At 67.6% G+C, this 15137-nt stretch carries 15 protein-coding genes; 7 read left to right on the forward strand and 8 right to left on the reverse strand.

Going from position 1 to position 15137, the window contains the following annotated elements; translation table 11 throughout:
- Positions 1 to 14: 14 nt before the first annotated feature.
- A complete protein-coding gene (locus tag D7Y15_RS03845; RefSeq protein ID WP_120575215.1) occupies positions 15 to 467 on the forward strand; it encodes a YciI family protein in 453 nt (150 codons plus the stop codon).
- A gap of 18 nt (positions 468 to 485) precedes the next feature.
- On the opposite strand, the gene D7Y15_RS45160 is transcribed toward D7Y15_RS03845, so the two are convergent.
- From D7Y15_RS45160 to D7Y15_RS03860, 3 genes are all read right to left on the reverse strand, one after another.
- Complete coding sequence (locus tag D7Y15_RS45160) at positions 486 to 1133, reverse strand: hypothetical protein (RefSeq protein WP_169819534.1); 648 nt, start codon at positions 1131 to 1133, stop codon at positions 486 to 488.
- Complete coding sequence (locus D7Y15_RS03855; RefSeq protein WP_120575214.1) at positions 1130 to 1693, reverse strand: AHH domain-containing protein; 564 nt, start codon at positions 1691 to 1693, stop codon at positions 1130 to 1132. The genes D7Y15_RS45160 and D7Y15_RS03855 overlap by 4 nt, the downstream gene beginning before the upstream one ends.
- Before the next feature lie 200 nt (positions 1694 to 1893).
- Positions 1894 to 2223: a hypothetical protein gene (locus D7Y15_RS03860; protein ID WP_126933029.1), complete on the reverse strand. Its 330-nt coding sequence runs from the start codon at positions 2221 to 2223 to the stop codon at positions 1894 to 1896.
- 91 nt (positions 2224 to 2314) lie between these two features.
- Here D7Y15_RS03860 and D7Y15_RS03865 point away from each other — a divergent pair, with 91 nt between their 5' ends.
- Entirely contained in the window at positions 2315 to 2923 is a 609-nt protein-coding gene (locus tag D7Y15_RS03865; RefSeq protein WP_126933030.1) for a hypothetical protein, read from the forward strand.
- Between the two features lie 22 nt (positions 2924 to 2945).
- Here D7Y15_RS03865 and D7Y15_RS03870 read toward each other — a convergent pair whose 3' ends face one another.
- On the reverse strand, positions 2946 to 4604 hold the full coding sequence (locus tag D7Y15_RS03870) for an amidase (RefSeq protein WP_121751733.1): 1659 nt from the start codon (positions 4602 to 4604) through the stop codon (positions 2946 to 2948).
- Between the two features lie 159 nt (positions 4605 to 4763).
- Between D7Y15_RS03870 and D7Y15_RS03875 the strand changes: the two genes are divergently transcribed.
- Complete coding sequence (locus tag D7Y15_RS03875) at positions 4764 to 5654, forward strand: hypothetical protein (RefSeq protein ID WP_148712683.1); 891 nt, start codon at positions 4764 to 4766, stop codon at positions 5652 to 5654.
- 117 nt (positions 5655 to 5771) lie between these two features.
- Here the strand turns inward: D7Y15_RS03875 and D7Y15_RS03880 are convergent, their stop codons facing one another.
- Entirely contained in the window at positions 5772 to 6677 is a 906-nt protein-coding gene (locus D7Y15_RS03880; protein WP_121751735.1) for a bile acid:sodium symporter family protein, read from the reverse strand.
- A 408-nt stretch (positions 6678 to 7085) separates the two neighbouring features.
- Here D7Y15_RS03880 and D7Y15_RS03885 point away from each other — a divergent pair, with 408 nt between their 5' ends.
- The gene (locus D7Y15_RS03885) at positions 7086 to 7883 is read left to right on the forward strand and encodes a hypothetical protein (protein ID WP_126933034.1); all 798 of its coding nucleotides are present in this window, start codon (positions 7086 to 7088) and stop codon (positions 7881 to 7883) included.
- Between the two features lie 128 nt (positions 7884 to 8011).
- On the forward strand, positions 8012 to 9745 hold the full coding sequence (locus tag D7Y15_RS03890; protein ID WP_199745876.1) for a S8 family serine peptidase: 1734 nt from the start codon (positions 8012 to 8014) through the stop codon (positions 9743 to 9745).
- A gap of 82 nt (positions 9746 to 9827) precedes the next feature.
- On the opposite strand, the gene D7Y15_RS03895 is transcribed toward D7Y15_RS03890, so the two are convergent.
- Positions 9828 to 11855 carry a zinc-dependent metalloprotease family protein gene (locus tag D7Y15_RS03895; protein ID WP_120575206.1) on the reverse strand — a complete coding sequence of 676 codons (2028 nt, stop codon included), beginning with the start codon at positions 11853 to 11855 and terminating at the stop codon, positions 9828 to 9830.
- A 130-nt stretch (positions 11856 to 11985) separates the two neighbouring features.
- Positions 11986 to 12582, reverse strand: coding sequence for a macro domain-containing protein (locus D7Y15_RS03900; RefSeq protein WP_121751736.1), 597 nt, complete (start codon positions 12580 to 12582; stop codon positions 11986 to 11988).
- Positions 12583 to 12636: 54 nt separating this feature from the next.
- Here D7Y15_RS03900 and D7Y15_RS03905 point away from each other — a divergent pair, with 54 nt between their 5' ends.
- Positions 12637 to 13362 (forward strand): S9 family peptidase, encoded by a 726-nt coding sequence (locus D7Y15_RS03905; RefSeq protein WP_121751737.1) that lies wholly within the window; start codon positions 12637 to 12639, stop codon positions 13360 to 13362.
- Here D7Y15_RS03905 and D7Y15_RS03910 read toward each other — a convergent pair.
- Positions 13349 to 14470 carry a hypothetical protein gene (locus D7Y15_RS03910; RefSeq protein ID WP_126933037.1) on the reverse strand — a complete coding sequence of 374 codons (1122 nt, stop codon included), beginning with the start codon at positions 14468 to 14470 and terminating at the stop codon, positions 13349 to 13351. The two genes, D7Y15_RS03905 and D7Y15_RS03910, sit on opposite strands and share 14 nt — an antisense overlap.
- A 127-nt stretch (positions 14471 to 14597) precedes the next feature.
- Here D7Y15_RS03910 and D7Y15_RS03915 point away from each other — a divergent pair, with 127 nt between their 5' ends.
- A complete protein-coding gene (locus D7Y15_RS03915; RefSeq protein ID WP_120575202.1) occupies positions 14598 to 14990 on the forward strand; it encodes a RidA family protein in 393 nt (130 codons plus the stop codon).
- Positions 14991 to 15137 lie beyond the last annotated feature (147 nt).

Genomic DNA, 15137 nt, shown 5'->3' on the forward strand with positions numbered 1-15137 from the left:
GGGTGCCCCACACCATGCTCACCACCACGCTGCTGTTGCTCGCCCTCTCCTCCACTCCTGCCGCGCCAGGCGCGCCGGCAACGAAGGCCGCGGCCCCGGCCGAGGAGAAGGTCGAGTTCGACAAGCACTACCTCGTCCTGCTCAAGCGCGCGCCCAACGCGCCCAAGATGGAGCCCGAGGCCCTCCAGAAGCTGCAGGGCGAGCACCTCGCGCACCTCAATCGCATGGGGGAGAGCGGGAAGATGGTGCTCGCGGGCCCCTTCGACGAGCAGGACGACGTGGGCATGCGCGGCGCATGCATCTACCGCACGGCCACGAAGCAGGAGGCGCGGCAGCTCGCCGAGCAGGACCCGATGGTCAAGGCGGGCCGGCTGCAGGTGGAGGTGCTCGCCTGGTACACCGAGAAGGGCTACCTCGCCTTCCCCAAGGCGCCACCCGCGGAAGCGCCGAAGCCCCCGCGGAAGTAGCGGCTCAGGGCAGGTTCGTCACCGTTGGGGACGCCACCAGAGCCCCTTCCGTTCCGCGCGTTCACACGCCTGCCGGGCCTCCTCCGTGAAGCAGTAGAAGGAGAATTCGGGGACGGAGAACACCGGAGGAAAACCTCCCACTGGAGGTTCGAGGACAAGGGGGTGCGCCTTCTCCTTGCCTAGCAATCCCGCTCTGGACTGGTGGAAGGGCACCCCTTTCACCAGGGTACGTTCGCGGTCGAGGCAGTCGGTCTCCTCCAGCAGTTGGAGGATGACGAAGTCCTCGTTCTTCAGGGTCGGGTCTTCTAACGCGTGCCAGGTCCGTTGCCCGGTGAAGCGGTCGCGCACCAGGGACTTGATGCGTTCCGCGTAGATGACCGTGGGGATGAGTCGGTGGCGGAACGGCCCCACGGATTCGAGTACCCCCATCATGCGCCGAGAGAGCAGCAGCAGCCCCCGGGGCGCGGTGAACAGGTGATCGAGCCGGGCCGCGTTCTTCAAGTTGCCGACGAACTCGATGACCTCGGGAGCGCCTCGCTCCCGTTGATAGTCGATGCCCGGCTTGTGGAACGTGACGGACTCGAAGCCGTCGAACTCAATGAGGGTAGCGTCGAAGACACCTTCCTCCTCGATGTGCGAGATGTCGGCCGTCAATGCGTACATCATGCCGTGAGCGACTCCTCGTGGGAGGGCAACTCCAGCAGCGCCAGCTTCTTGCCCACGACGATTCCATCCTCGCTCAACTCCTTGAGGACATCCATGGGGAGGTTGCCAGACTCGATGGCCTCGCGAAGGTTCATCTCGATTTCGAGGAGCGCGTCTTCGATCTCGCGCGGCGTCAGGTTGGAGCCGGGCTTGCGCTTACCCAGGGCGTCATCCAGTGATTCCAGTGCATCATCCAGCAGCGTGGTGACGTAGCTGTTGTATTTGGGATGGCTGCCCAGGTGCATGATCTTCCCCTTCGGATCCTTGCAGGGCATGTCGAGGATGTTCGTGCCTCGGTCGATGGTGTAGCCCTCGATCCGCTCCAGGGCCTTGCGGATCAGCGGATGTCTCTGGGCAACCGCGTCCGGGATGAGGTGGTGCATGGGGTTACCGCTGCCAATGCGAACCTCCGCCGCCTTTCGAGCTGCCCGGCCGTGGGTCTTCTCCACCCAATCCAGGTAGTTCTTCCGGTAGCGACTGTAGATGCTGATGCGGGACGTCCCCTTACCGACCTTGAGCACGACCAGTCCGTCCTCGGTGACGGTGAGTGCTCCGAGTTCGTCGCCCAGGGCTTCGGAGTCATGCAGGACTGGAGGTAGCTGTTGGGACGCGTATAGGCGGGAGAGAAGCCATGTTGAGGGTAAGAGCTGGAGTGGAGGGGCCGAGGAGGACTGGCGCTGAGACGTAAGGGCAGACGCATCCCAGGTCAGTGGGCGCGGCGTCAGTCGGACGCTTCGTCGTCGCGAAGACTTCGGGTGAGTCGGTCGACCCACTTCGCGTCTCGACGTGCCACTCCCTGCCGCAGCCTGTCCAGCCAGTCCGGCGAACCGATGGGGTCCATCCAACCGCCGACATACGGTGAAACCAGCGCCTGGCTTTCACAGCCGGCCTCACGCAGGCGCATCACCTCCTGCCATGCGGCCGCGCAGTCCCGGGTCATCCCGGCGACATCAAGGTCGCCGCCATTGCCCGGCACGGCCCCTTCCCACAGCGCCTGGTTCTGGAGGCCGTGCTCGCCCAGTTCGGCCAGCATCGCATTCAGCGAGCACACGATGGCTTCCTGTAGCGCGAGCAATGCATTGCCCCGTACGGTTGACGGTGCGGCTCGACTTCGAAGGGGGACGCATGGTGCAATGACGCACATGCCCAGAGTGTTTCTCTACAATCCCTTCAAGAGCGACTGCATCGAAGACCTCATCGACAGGTGGATCAAGGCAGAGGAGACGCGGGGCTGGACCAAGGACCTGGTGCGGGTGCGACACGGCCCGGACAAGCCGCTCGGCGACCTGAAGAGCGGTGACACGCTCTACATCATTGGCCACGGCGACGTGACGCCGAACCACATGGTCGACCGGGGCCCCATGGAAGGTGGCACCCAGGAAGTCCTCCAGCCGCACGAGCTTGCCTCACGGGTGTTCTCGGACGGGCTGACCGACAAGGCGATCACCATCAAGATCTACAGTTGTCTGGCGGCCCGGGGCATCCTGGACAGCTTCGCCACGAACGCGGCGATCCAGATCAAGCTCAAATGTGGAAGCATGGGAGGGATGTCGTGCAAGTTCGACATCTACGGCTACGACGAGATCGTCTCCATCCTGGTCCTGAATCCCAAGACGGGGGAGTACGGTAAGTTCGTCGGTGAGCTGAAGGAGGACGTCACCGGCGTGAGCGAAGACACCATCGAGCTCACCACCGTGAAGGCAAGCTCCTCCAGAAAGCTGCTCGTCAAGAAGGGCTTCGGCTTCATGTAGCGGCCGAAGCCTCCGCCCTCCCCTACGCGCCGCGCAGGTCCACGCTCCGGACGAATCCAGGCTTGCGCCGCGCGTGCGAGGCCTGCTCGTAGGCATAGGCGAGCTTGAGCAACACGGACTCACTCCAGGCGCGGCCGAGGAAGGACACCCCCACCGGCAGCCCGTACACGTCACCCGCGGGCACCGTCAGGGTCGGGTAGCCGGACACGGCGGCGGGCGTGGAGCTGCTGCCCAGCCAGTGGTCGCCCAGCACCAGGTCGATGGGCCCCGCCGGTGCCTGCGTCGGAGCCACGAGCGCATCCAACTTGTGCTTGTTCATCACCGCGTCCAGGCCCTCGGCGCGCGAATACCGGCGGCACGCCGCGAGCGCCTTCTTGTAGGCGGTGTCCGTGAGCGGGCCCTTCTTCTGCGCCTGGAGCAGCAGCTCCTGGCCGAAGTAGGGCATCTCGCGTTCGCGGTTCTTCTCGTTGAAGGCGATGAGGTCCGCGAGCGTCCGCACGGGGGCGCCCTCCCCCAGCTGTGCGAGCCAGGCCTCCAGGCCCGCCTTGAACTCATACAGCATCACCTCCAACTCAGGCTCGTCGAGCTTCGCCAGGTTGGGCAGCACCACCGGATCCACCAGCACGGCCCCTTGCGCCTTCATCACTTCGAGCGCGCGCTCCACGACCGCGTCCGTGGCCGGGTGGTAGCCAAAGAACCGCTCGCGCGGGACACCGATGCGCGCCCCCTTGAGCCCCTGGAGGTCGAGGAACTTCGTGTAGTCCGGGTGGGCGCGGCCCTTGCCCGCGGCGGTGGCCGCGTCGCGTGGGTCCTCGCCCGCGAGCACGCTCAGCAGCGCCGCGGCGTCCGCCACGGTGCGCGTCATGGGACCCGCGGTGTCCTGGGTCGAGGAGATGGGGATGATGCCCGCGCGGCTGACGAGCCCCACCGTGGGCTTCAAACCCACCAGCGCACACGCGGACGCGGGTGAGACGATGGAGCCGTCCGTCTCCGTGCCCACCGACACGGCGCAGAAGCTGGCCGCGGTGGCCGCGCCCGAACCGGAGCTTGAACCGGAAGGGGTCCGGTCGAGCGCATAGGGATTGCGGCACAGGCCGCCACGTCCGCTCCAGCCGCTCATCGAGTGCGTGGAGCGGAAGTTGGCCCACTCGCTGAGGTTCGTCTTGCCCAGGAGGACGGCGCCAGCGGCGCGCAGCCGCTCCACGATGAACGCGTCACGCGGGGGAACAGCGCCCACCAGCGCGAGCGAGCCCGCGGTGGTCTGCATCTTGTCCGCCGTGGCGATGTTGTCCTTGATGAGCACGGGGATGCCGTGCAGCGGCCCGCGCGCGCCCTTCGCCTTGCGCTCGGCGTCCAGCGCGTCGGCCAGCGTGAGCGCGTCGGGGTTCAGTTCGATGACCGAACACAACGGCAGGTCCCCGGTGCGGTCGAGCGCACGGATGCGCTCAAGGTAGGCCTCCGTCAGCCCGCGCGCGGTGTGCTTGCCGGACTCCAGGCCCGCGCGCAGCTCCGCGACGGTCGCCTCCTCGAGCGCGAAGGCCCCGGGCGCGGCGGCGGTCGGCGTGGCGGCGCGCGCATCACGGGCGGCCAGCGCCCCCGTCACTGCCGCCGCGGCCCCGAGGAGCGTGCGGCGGGAGAGACCCGTCGGGTTCATATCGGAAGCAGCCGTCTTCTTCGTCATGGTGCAAGCACCCGTTCGTGGAGGGGCGCCAAGTGGACCCCATTCCCCCACCGGGAGGAAGAGCCGTGACGAGTGTCTTGTGACAAGGCTGGCACAATCCCAGTCAGGGGCGGTGTCAGGGGCGTGTGATACAGATAATGCTTCACCTGGAGATCCCCCATGCATCTACGTGCCCTTGCATTGACCTGCCTCACCGCGCTCGCGGCCTGTGACAACACCCCCATCGAAGCCGAGTCCCAGGAGGAGCTGGGCGTCAGCACCGCCGCGGAGACGGCGACCCGCCTCTACGCCACGGTGGGCAACAACGAGCTGAGCTTCGAGACGCTCGGCACCTTCGAGCAGCGTGACGGCGTCCGCGCGCTCGTCATCCGCGCCACCGCGAACCGCTACCTCGCGGACGTCCTCAGCTTCGTTCCGGACGACGCCTTCGGCGACGCGAACGTCATCAGCGAGCGCCGGTTCGAGATCGTCCTCCACGAGGGGCACGAGCTCAACACGATGCTCTCGGGCCTGCCGCTCTTCGTCAAGGTCACCACCAACACGGGCACGCCGCGCTCGTATACCGCGCGCATCGTGGTGGCCCCGCGCTTCTACGACTTCCGCGGCGACTCGGGCATCTGGATCGACGAGGCCGTCACCCCCCGCTACGTCGTCCAGGGCAACGAAAACCTCATCTACCGGGGCCACGCCTCGGTCGCCGGGTACACCGACTGGCTCTCCGTCACGGCGCCGGACGGCATCCCGTCCGTCTACGGCCGGCCCAACTACAAGCTCGACTGGACGTACACGAAGCTGCACGAGGCCATCGACCCGCACACGGTCCCGCTCGCCTTCAGCGCTGGCGGCGACAACGGCGCGACGATGCAGAAGACCGCCCGGCTGGTGGCGCGCGTGACGGAGTTCGCGCTCACCGACGGCGACGCCTACGACGTCTGGCCCAGCCTGCCCTGCGAGCCCGCCGTCTCCAACTGCTACCACTCGCAGCCCGCGGGCACGACGGACTTCAGCCAGTGCGGCACCTACCGTCAGGTCCTGCGCTGCACGTACTGAGCGACCCGCGCCAGGTGTAATCCAGCGGTCGTCGTGAACGGGCCTGTTCCCCCGTGAGGTGTCCTGGGGGAGCAGGCCTGTCGTGTCAGTGCTTCAGCCGTGCACGGGCAAAGACGTTCACGGAGCCCTGCGCGGCTGCAGCTCCTCCGCGGTCGCGCTCGTGGCTTGTCTCCGGGCGACCAGGGCGCCGAAGACTCCGGCGGTGAAGAACATGATGACGCTGTAGATGGCCGCGGGGATGGCCATCACGCCGTCGTTGAGCAACCGGGGGCTGGAGGCAATGGCGATGGCGAGCGTGCCGTTGTGGATGCCCACCTCCATCGCGATCGCCACCGCCTGCTTGCGCTCGACACGCAGCAGGATGGGCACCACGAAACCCACCGCCATGCTGGCCAGGTTGAAGGCAAGCGCCGCGAGCCCCACGCTCTGGAAGTACGTGCCCAGCTGATCCCGCTCCTTGAGCGTCGCCGCGAGCACCACGAGCACCAGGAACAGCGCCGAGATGATGCGCACGGGCCGGTCCAGGCCATTCGCGAGCGCCGGCCGCTTCGCGCGCACAAGCATTCCCATCGAAATGGGCACCAGGACGATGCCGAACACCTGGACGATCTTGGCGAACTGCAACGGAATGGCGCGCTCCTCCCCCATGAAGTGCGCCAGGGAGAAGTTCACGATGAGCGGCAGCGTGAGCAACGACAGCACGCTGTTGACCGCCGTCAGGCTGACGTTCAGCGCGACATCGCCCTTGGCCAGGTGGCTGAAGAGGTTCGCGGTCGCGCCGCCCGGCGTGGCGGAGAGCAGCATCAACCCCACGGCGAGTTGGGGAGGCAGCCCGAAGCCGGTCGCGATGGCGTAACAGACCGCGGGCATGAGCAGCGTCTGACAGCCCAGGCCCACCAGCGCCGCGCGCGGATACACCGCCACGCGGCGGAAGTCCGCGAGGGTGAGGCTCAGCCCGAGGCCGAGCATGATCACCCCCAGGGCAATCGGCAGGAACACTTCCGTGATGACACTGCTCTGCATGGCGGGCCCCCAGCGAAAGCACACACTCTGCCAGAAAGACCCGCTCCGCAGGAGCCCGAGCCCAACCCGACCCACCGCACCGCGACGCTGGCTGGGCTACGAGCACCTGGCCCTGGGCTTCAAGGGCGACCCCGCGAAGACCTCCGGGTTCGACGACGAGGGCCAGCGCGCCAGCGACAGCTCCTACTCGTACTTCAACTCGGGCTGGAGTTCAGCACGCGCATCGCGCCCGGACCGCTCAGTGAGCTGTACGGCTGACGCCCCAGCGAAGCGCGTCCTTCCCGGCCAGCGCTGCGTTATCTTCGGACGCAGCGCTCCCGGTGTGAGCCCATCCTCCACGAGCCGGCCCGCGCTGGCACATGGATTGCTGCCGCCCCTCCTGCACCCCATTCCATCCCCAAGGACGCAATGCCAACGACGCTCAACAGGAAGCCTGCGCCGCCTGAAGAGACTCACATCCAGGTGACTCCCGGGCTGTCCATCAGTGGTGCGACCATCGCGGACAAAGGAACTCTGGGTGCGTTCGTCCAGATTGGAGGTGTCAATTGCCTTCTGACGAACCACCACGTCGCGTTTTCGGATGAGGCCGAGCAACAGAAGGAGCTCCAGCAGCGGATGCCCATGCGAGCAACCTTGTACGAAAGGCCGCTGCCGGCCTGGTGGACCAAGGCCACGACCAACAAGTTGCTCCCCATCTTCCACCCCAAGTACGGCGGGGGTGGAAATCGCCTGGCGCGTGTCATCGCCTATGCGACGCCGATGCTTGCCAACAAGGCGCTGGATGTCGCCATCTGCCCCTTGGAAGACAACGTCAACTTCAGCTTCTACGCCCGTGGGAATCCGCCGTATCTCATTGGGCCAGCAGTGGCCCCACGCCTCGGCATGATCGTGAAGAAGTCAGGGGCGGTGACCGGAGTCACCTACGGGCGGGTTCATCATCTCGACGACAGAATGCTGATCATCCAGGCAATCCAGTCCCCTGTCACCAATGACAAGGGCGTGCAGTTCGTCATCATGCCCTTCGCAGGCGGCGCCGTCGCCGACCATGGCGACTCGGGGTCCGTCTGGGTCGATGCCGAGACGAATGAGGCGGTCGGGCTGCTTTACGCCGGAAAGTACGACCTGGAGGCCCGGGACAACTACTCGCTCGCCACGCGAATGGATGTTCTTGAGAGGGAATTCAAGTTCACGTTCACGAGGAACTGACCCTCCTGTTTCCGATACCGCCTTGGAGGCCCTTTCTGGTTCGATGGCAGCCCCCCATCCTCTCAAGGACCCTTGCCATGACAGTGCATTCTTCACTTCATCCTCGCGCCAGGGGATTGGCTGCCTTTTTGACGCTGACGCCCCTGCTCGCGTTCGGGTCCTCGGGCCAGCAAACCCGGGCGGTGGATCCGTATCCCACGGACCGCATCATCGTCCGCTACCGCGACCATGCCGCGGCCCGGAAGAGCGCCGACGCCGCGCGGTTGGCAAGCCGCCAGGTCATGGACGTGGCCCTGCAGCGCGGACTGGGCGCCCGGCAACTGCGCACCGACGGGCGGGGAGCGCAGGTGTGGGCCGTGGACCGGAAGATGGCGTATGAGGAAGCCCTGGCGTTGGCCCAGCGGATATCCGGCGCCAACCCGGAGGTGGAGTACGCCGAGCCGGACCTCATCATGCGGCCCACGCTGGTGCCGAATGATCCGCTCTACGCCTTCCAGCCCAATCTCTCCCCTTCCCTTCCGGGCATCAACGCCCCCGCCGCGTGGGACCGCGCCCGAGGGGCCGGCGTGGTCGTCGCGGTGGTGGACACCGGGTATCGCCCGCATGTCGACCTGGCCGCCAACCTCCTGGGGGGATACGACTTCGTCACGCTTCCCTTCTGGGGTGGTGCCGTCAATCCCAATGACGGCGATGGGCGCGACGGCGATGCGCGGGATCCGGGCGACTGGTGCGTCAGCGATCCCAATCGACAGACCAGCTCATGGCACGGCACCCACGTGGCCGGCACCATCGGCGCTCTGACGAACAATGGCCTGGGCGTCGCGGGCGTGGCCCATGGCGCCAGAATCCTGCCGGTGCGCGTGCTTGGCATGTGCGGCGGCTACACGTCTGACATCGCGGACGGCATCCAGTGGGCCGCGGGCGCGCCGGTCGCTGGAGTGCCTGACAACACGACTCCCGCGCGCGTGATCAATCTGTCGCTGGGGGGCCCCGGCGCCTGCAACTACACCTACGCCAATGCCATCGACAGCGCTCGGCTCCGGGGGGCGGTCGTGGTTGTTGCCGCGGGCAACAGCGGCACTGACGCCGCAAACTCCGCGCCGGCCAATTGCCCGGGGGTGGTCGCCGTGGCCTCGCTGGATGCATCGGGCGCCCGGTCGTGGTTCTCGAATCACGGTCCGACGGTGGCGCTCGCGGCGCCCGGGGAGAATGTCCTCTCGACGTACAACTCGGGCACCACCGTCCCGGGGAGCGACACGTATGACTACAGCTCCGGCACCTCCATGGCCGCGCCGCACGTGGCGGGCGTGGCGGCGCTGATGTTGTCGGCCAACCCATTCTTGCGAGTCGACGCGGTGACCTCGTTGTTGCGCTCCACGTCCAGGCCCTTCCCGGCGGCTTGCATGGGGTGCGGCATTGGCATCGTCGACGCGACCGCCGCCGTGAATGCCGCGGTCAGCTACGGAGCGGCCAACCCCATTGCCCAGTCGAGCTTCTTCGTGCAGCAGCTCTACTACGACGTGCTCAAGCGCAAGCCAGACACCTCCGGGTGGAACTACCATCTGGGTCTGCTGAACGCGTGCAATGGCGACCCGACGTGCGTGGCCTCCACCCGGGCCACCATCGCGCTCGACATGCTCCGGTCGCCGGAGAGCCAGACGATGTACCCCGAGCTCAACCCGTCATCGCCCAACTACGACGACGCATTCCTCAACCACGTCTATTGGAAGTTCCTCCAACGCACCCGCGACCCCGACGGCGTCCTCTTCTGGTACCGGTACCTGCTCGATACGGGGGATTACAGGGGCGTCGTCAACGGACTCATCACGTCCTCTGAGTACCGGCAGCGCTTCGGCCCGTAGGGAGGAACCCGGCACGCGCCGGGTGGCAACAGGGAGAGGCAGGCGGTCCGCGTCGGGAGGTGCACGCGGACCGCCGCTTCCGTCACCGCGCGCTGCCGACCACGTTCACCGTGGCCGTGGCACTGGCCGCGATGCCGAACTCATCTTGATTGATGATCAGGTCCACGGTGTGCGTGCCGCGCGCGCCTGGAGGCACGGTCTTGGTCATCGTGAAGGTGTAGTCGCCGCCCGGAGGCAGGTTGACGCCCCAGTCAGACAAGGACGTGTCCCAGCCATCCGGCAGGGTGCTCCAGAAGTCGTACCAGACCCAATTGCACGAGGCGGAGTCGTTGTTGATGACGCTCACCGTCCACGTGACGTCCGAGCCCGGGGCCGCCGTCACGGTCGCGGGCGAGAGCGACAGCGTGGGCGGCGTCGCGATGCAACGCTCGACGACCTCCACCGTGGCAGTGCCCTGCACACTCTGACTGCCTCTCGTGATGGTGACACCCGCCGTGTAGAGCCCGGGCGGCGTGCTGTAGGGCACATATGTCTGGAGGCCCAGGGTGTCGGTGCTGGAGGCGGCGACCGTGCGCTGCGCGGGCAGCGGGTCAAAGCCCCAGCCCGGGGGGACGATGGCGGAGAGTTGGAAGGTGCTCGGACCGCAGCCGGCCGAATCCCGGTTGATCAACTCCAGCGCGAACTCCGGCCGCGCTCCGGGCCAGAAGGTCGGCTCCAGGGGCGTCACCCGCACTTCGGGCACGGCCTGCACACAGGTCGTCGTGCGGTACTGGATGCTCACCGTCAGCCCCGCGGCCGTCGCCGCATCCACCGTGAGGGAGAGGTCGCTGTACGGGTCATTCCACGTCGTGCCCGGCAACAGGGCTGGGTCGCCCCAGGAGGACGTCCCCGGCGTGAAGTCGAGCAGGTGGGTGCCATCCCGCGTGTCCGCGTCCTCCAGGTGGATGAGCGCGCCGCCGAACACCTGGGACGCCAACGTCGACTCGAAGAACCCCACGGGCCGGCGGTACTCCACCCAAAGCCAGTCGTTGGCACCAGCGCGCCGGCGCACCTTGAGCGCCTTGAGTCCACCGGACGCCACCACCGGTGCGAGCGTGAAGGTGCCGCCGGTGCCCTCCACCTGGGCCACCGCGGATGAATCCAACCAGCCGATGCGTGCCTTGTGCGGCGCCGCGTAGTGGCCCAGGTTCCAATCGCCCATCGACGAGAAGAGGTCCCCGTACTCGTCGATGGTCCCCAGGGTGCCCGGCATGCCCAGCGGCTGCGCGCCGAAGTCGCGCGAACTCGCGTGGTTCAGCGAGAGGTTGTGACCTGCCTCATGTGTCACCAGCTTCACGGCGGTGTCGTGGCTCGTCATCCAGTCCGCGACGAGCCAGGCCATGGAGGCCGTCACGGTGCCATCCGCCGTCGCGACCTGTCCGCAAGACAAGGTGGCCTGCCCCGCGTAGGCGCAACCCTGCGTGGGATTGGGGTGGACGATGAAGATGCGGTCGTACTGCCGGAAGTCCACGTCCGCGTCCGCCGCGCGCACGGCCGCGTCACGCATGGCGTCCGTCTCCGAGCAGGAATAGGCGCGGTCCAGCGTGTACCAGCCCCGCACGTTGCCCGTGGTCGTGGTGCGGCCCTCGGACACCTCACTCCAGTAGGTCGCGAGCGAGCGCTGCGTGGTGGAGAAGAACGCATCATGGATTCCCTGCGGGGTGGCTGCCGGCTGGGGCATGCCCGGGAAGGCCGCGAGGATGACGAGGCTGCGCTGCACCCCGGTGACGCCACACTCGCCCGAAGTGGCCTGCACGGCCGCGGCGTGGCGGTCCACGTCCACGCTCCGGGCCATGAAGCGCTGCTCCCCCTGGGTCCCGCGCAGCGTTACCCGCTGACCGCTGCGCAACCCCTCCGGTGTTCCACCGGTGAAGACCAGCGGCAGATGCTTGTCCCCGACGAAGAGGAAGAACTCCTCACGTGACGCCTTGAACGACGGCGCATCCACGACCCGGACTTCGAGCTCGCCCTGAACCACCTGTTCATGGGCCGCGTGCTCCTCAGGGTTGGAAACCTGCGTGTTACAGGCCGCGAGCCATATGAGCGCGGCGATGAGGCACATGCGGGACATTTCCCCTCCGGCGAACGGTGGCCTGGCGCGGGAGTGCGACGGGCGACCGCCGCGCGCCTTGTGCCCCCGGCCGCGCGCGTGCGCAATGCATCATCCGGAGATGTCACGCGGATTTTAGAGAGGCTCCGTCCTAGACGGAGCGCATCGCGCGGTGCACGAGGTGGATGTCCCGGAAGGAGGGGATGCGCGCGGGATCCAGGACGTGCATCAACGCCATCCGCATCTGGACGGCGCAGCGCCGGACATCCATCCCGCCAATGCCAGTTCCGAGCCCCGGGCAGACCAGGGTGCGAATGGCCTGAGCGCCCGCGGCCTGGTTGTGGCGCTTCACGGCGAGCAGGACCGCGCGGAACGCGAGATAGGCGTGCACCGTCTGCGCGATGCTCTCCGGGATGCGCATGGTCGGCGCGGCCACGAGAAACGGCCAGCGCGTATCGCCGGAGGGGACGACCACCGCGGCGCCGACGGGAAGCTCGCCGTGGTGCTCCGCCAGGATGGCACGCTGCACGGCCTCCTGGACCTGGAGGCCCAGGGTGTCGCGGATCGCCAGGTCCAATCCGCCGTCCATGATGCCGAAGCTGTTGGCCGGACTGACCATGGCATCCGTCGGAATGGCGAAGAAGTCCTCCTCCCGCACGGCGACGAAGTCGAACGGATCAAAGGCTTCCGTCCAGGCCCGCACCAACTGCGGTGAGCGGTCGATGAGGTAGATCTTCTCGGGGAGCATATCCTGGGGTCTAGCACTTCGCGGCAAGTGCCCTCGCCACAAAGGAGTCTGACCATGAGTCTCCACACGTCGCGTTTCGTCCTGGCCCGGGCTCCCGTGATGGGCGTCCACCAGGGGTCGAGGCAGGAAGCGCTCCGTCGGGGCGTGGTCCTCTTCTTCCACGGGCTGGGCGGGGGCACGGAGGTCCACGAGCGCGAGCTGCGGCTCTTCGCGGATCAGGGGCTCTTCGCGGTGGGCGTGGACGCCGTGGGACACGGCGAGCGCCGCTTCCCGGACTTCGACGCGCGCTTCGCCGATGGGAATCCCCGCTGGCTGGAGGAGTTCCTCGACGTGGTCGAGGCCACCGCGAGCGAGGTGCCCGCCCTGCTCGATGCGCTGGTGGGGGAACACGGCGCGGACCCGGCTCGCCTGGGAATCGGCGGTGTCTCCCTGGGCGGATACATCACCTACGCGGCGCTCGTGCGGGAGCCGCGGCTGCGCGCCGCAGTGCCGTTCCTCGGCTCACCGGAGTGGGGCCTGCCCAGGCCGGCCAGCCCGCACCGCCACCCGCAGCGCTTCTTCCCCACGGCCCTTTTCAGCCAGACCGGAGGGATGGACGACGTGGTGCCTCCCGGTCCCGCGAAGGCGCTCCACGCACAGCTGAAGCCCCTCTACGCCGAGGCCCCGGAGCGGCTGCGCCACCGCGAGTTCCCGGAGTCCGGCCACATGATGCGAGAAGCGGACTGGCAGGAGGCGACCCGCGACGCGGCGGACTGGCTGTCACGCTTCATCTTGCGCTGACGGCCGGGGCCGCACCGCACGTGGCTTCGTACTCCTGGAGCCTGTGCTTGAAGCGCTCACGCTCAGGGGTGGGCCACTCGATGGGCAGCTCGTCCACGGCCTGCCGTTGCGCGGCCAGCGCCTCGGGACACCGATGGAGCCCGAAGTGCGCGGCGGCGGCGGTTTCCAGCACGTAGGGATTGGGGTGTTCCCGCTGCTCGGAGTCATGCAGCGCGGGGCGGATGGCCGAAAGGGCAGCGGCGTACTGCCCCGCCTGGACCTGCCGCCATGAATGTTCCGTGGCGACCCACCGAGCCCGGGGCGCCAGCGCGTATGCCCGTTCGATGACCGCTGGATACTCCGGCGCCTGGGGTTCGTGCAGGGCAAGTTGCATGGCCAGGTTGATCCAGGCCGCCGAGCTCTCCGGGAAGCGTGACACCCTCAGCCGGGCCCATCCCATCTTCTGCTCCAGGGGCAGCTTGTATTTGTAGTTCCCTCCCCTGCTGCACGTGACGGCGAACAGGTACTCCGAGGCGAACCGGTGGCCGGCGAGCGTCGCGGGCTGGAAGGGGTGCGCGCCCAGTTGCTCGATGAAGCTCCGTGAGAACTCCCCCGCCCCGTCCTCGATGACATCGCAGCCCCGCATCCGCCCGTCCGCGGAGATATGGCATTGGACGATGACGACCGCGAACTCGACGCCCCCCGGGAGCTTCTTCACATCCGGGTACCTCAACGGGTGTTCGCCGCGCTTGGGCGCTTGGAACTCCTTCTCCAGGTACGTGCATGCCGGCTCATGGCCCGCGTCACACGCGGCCCGCAGGTCCCCCAGCGCCCGGAGGACCTCGCCTTCCGTGGGCTTGCCCTTCAAGGTCCGGACGACCTCTTCGTGGACGAGGGCCGCCTGTGCGGCGTCCAACTCCAGGGCGGGAGCATCGGTCTCCGCCCTGCGGAGGACGGGCACCCCGAAGTTCTCCGCATCCAGGAGATACGGATAGGAGGCCTTGTGCCGCAGGTAGGCGTCCATCGCCATGGTCAGGTGACCATGGTTCGCGTTGGGAGGAGGAAGGCCGTAGTGGCTGCATCCGGACAACAGCCCCAGCACTGCAAGAAAGACAAAGCACCCGCGCATGGACGCGCACTCTAGGCGTGCCATTGTCCTGCCGGGAATCGCCGCCCGGTGTGGGAATCCGCACCGGGAGAACGGGCTGCGTCAGCAGACCCGGCAGGCGCCCCTGTCGGACACAGGAGACACACCCATGACGTCAGCGAAGCATCAGCCCATCCTCGCGCCTGGACTGCCCAAGCCCGCGGGCCCGTACTCTCCCGGCATGCAGTTGGACCGGCTTCTCTTCATCTCCGGCCAGGCGGCCAGGGACCCTTCCACCGGCGTGCAGGCCGACGGAATCGAAGCGCAGACGGAGCAGGTGCTGCGCAACCTGGAGCGCATCCTCGTGGCCGGCGGCTCCAGCCTCCAGCACGTCCTGCGCTGCGGCGTCTTCCTGGTGGACATGCAGGAGTTCGCCCGGATGAACGCCGTCTACGAGCGCGTCTTCGCCGGTCACCGGCCCGCGCGAACCACCGTGCAGGTCTCCGCGCTTCCGGACGCGGGCCTGCGCGTGGAGATTGATTGCATCGCCTACGTGCCTTGATTCGCCGGAGACGCAAAGCGCTGGGAAGAGCCTCTGCCCGGGTCAGCACGGCCACGTGCTGGGAATCCGTGGCGGCATGACTCGCATGTCAGCACTCCGCTGACCGCGATGGAGCACCGGCTCCCCGACTCCTGAGCAGGGCCTCCC

The sequence above is a fragment of the Corallococcus sp. AB030 genome (assembly GCF_003668965.1).
In the GTDB taxonomy this organism is placed as follows: domain Bacteria; phylum Myxococcota; class Myxococcia; order Myxococcales; family Myxococcaceae; genus Corallococcus; species Corallococcus exiguus.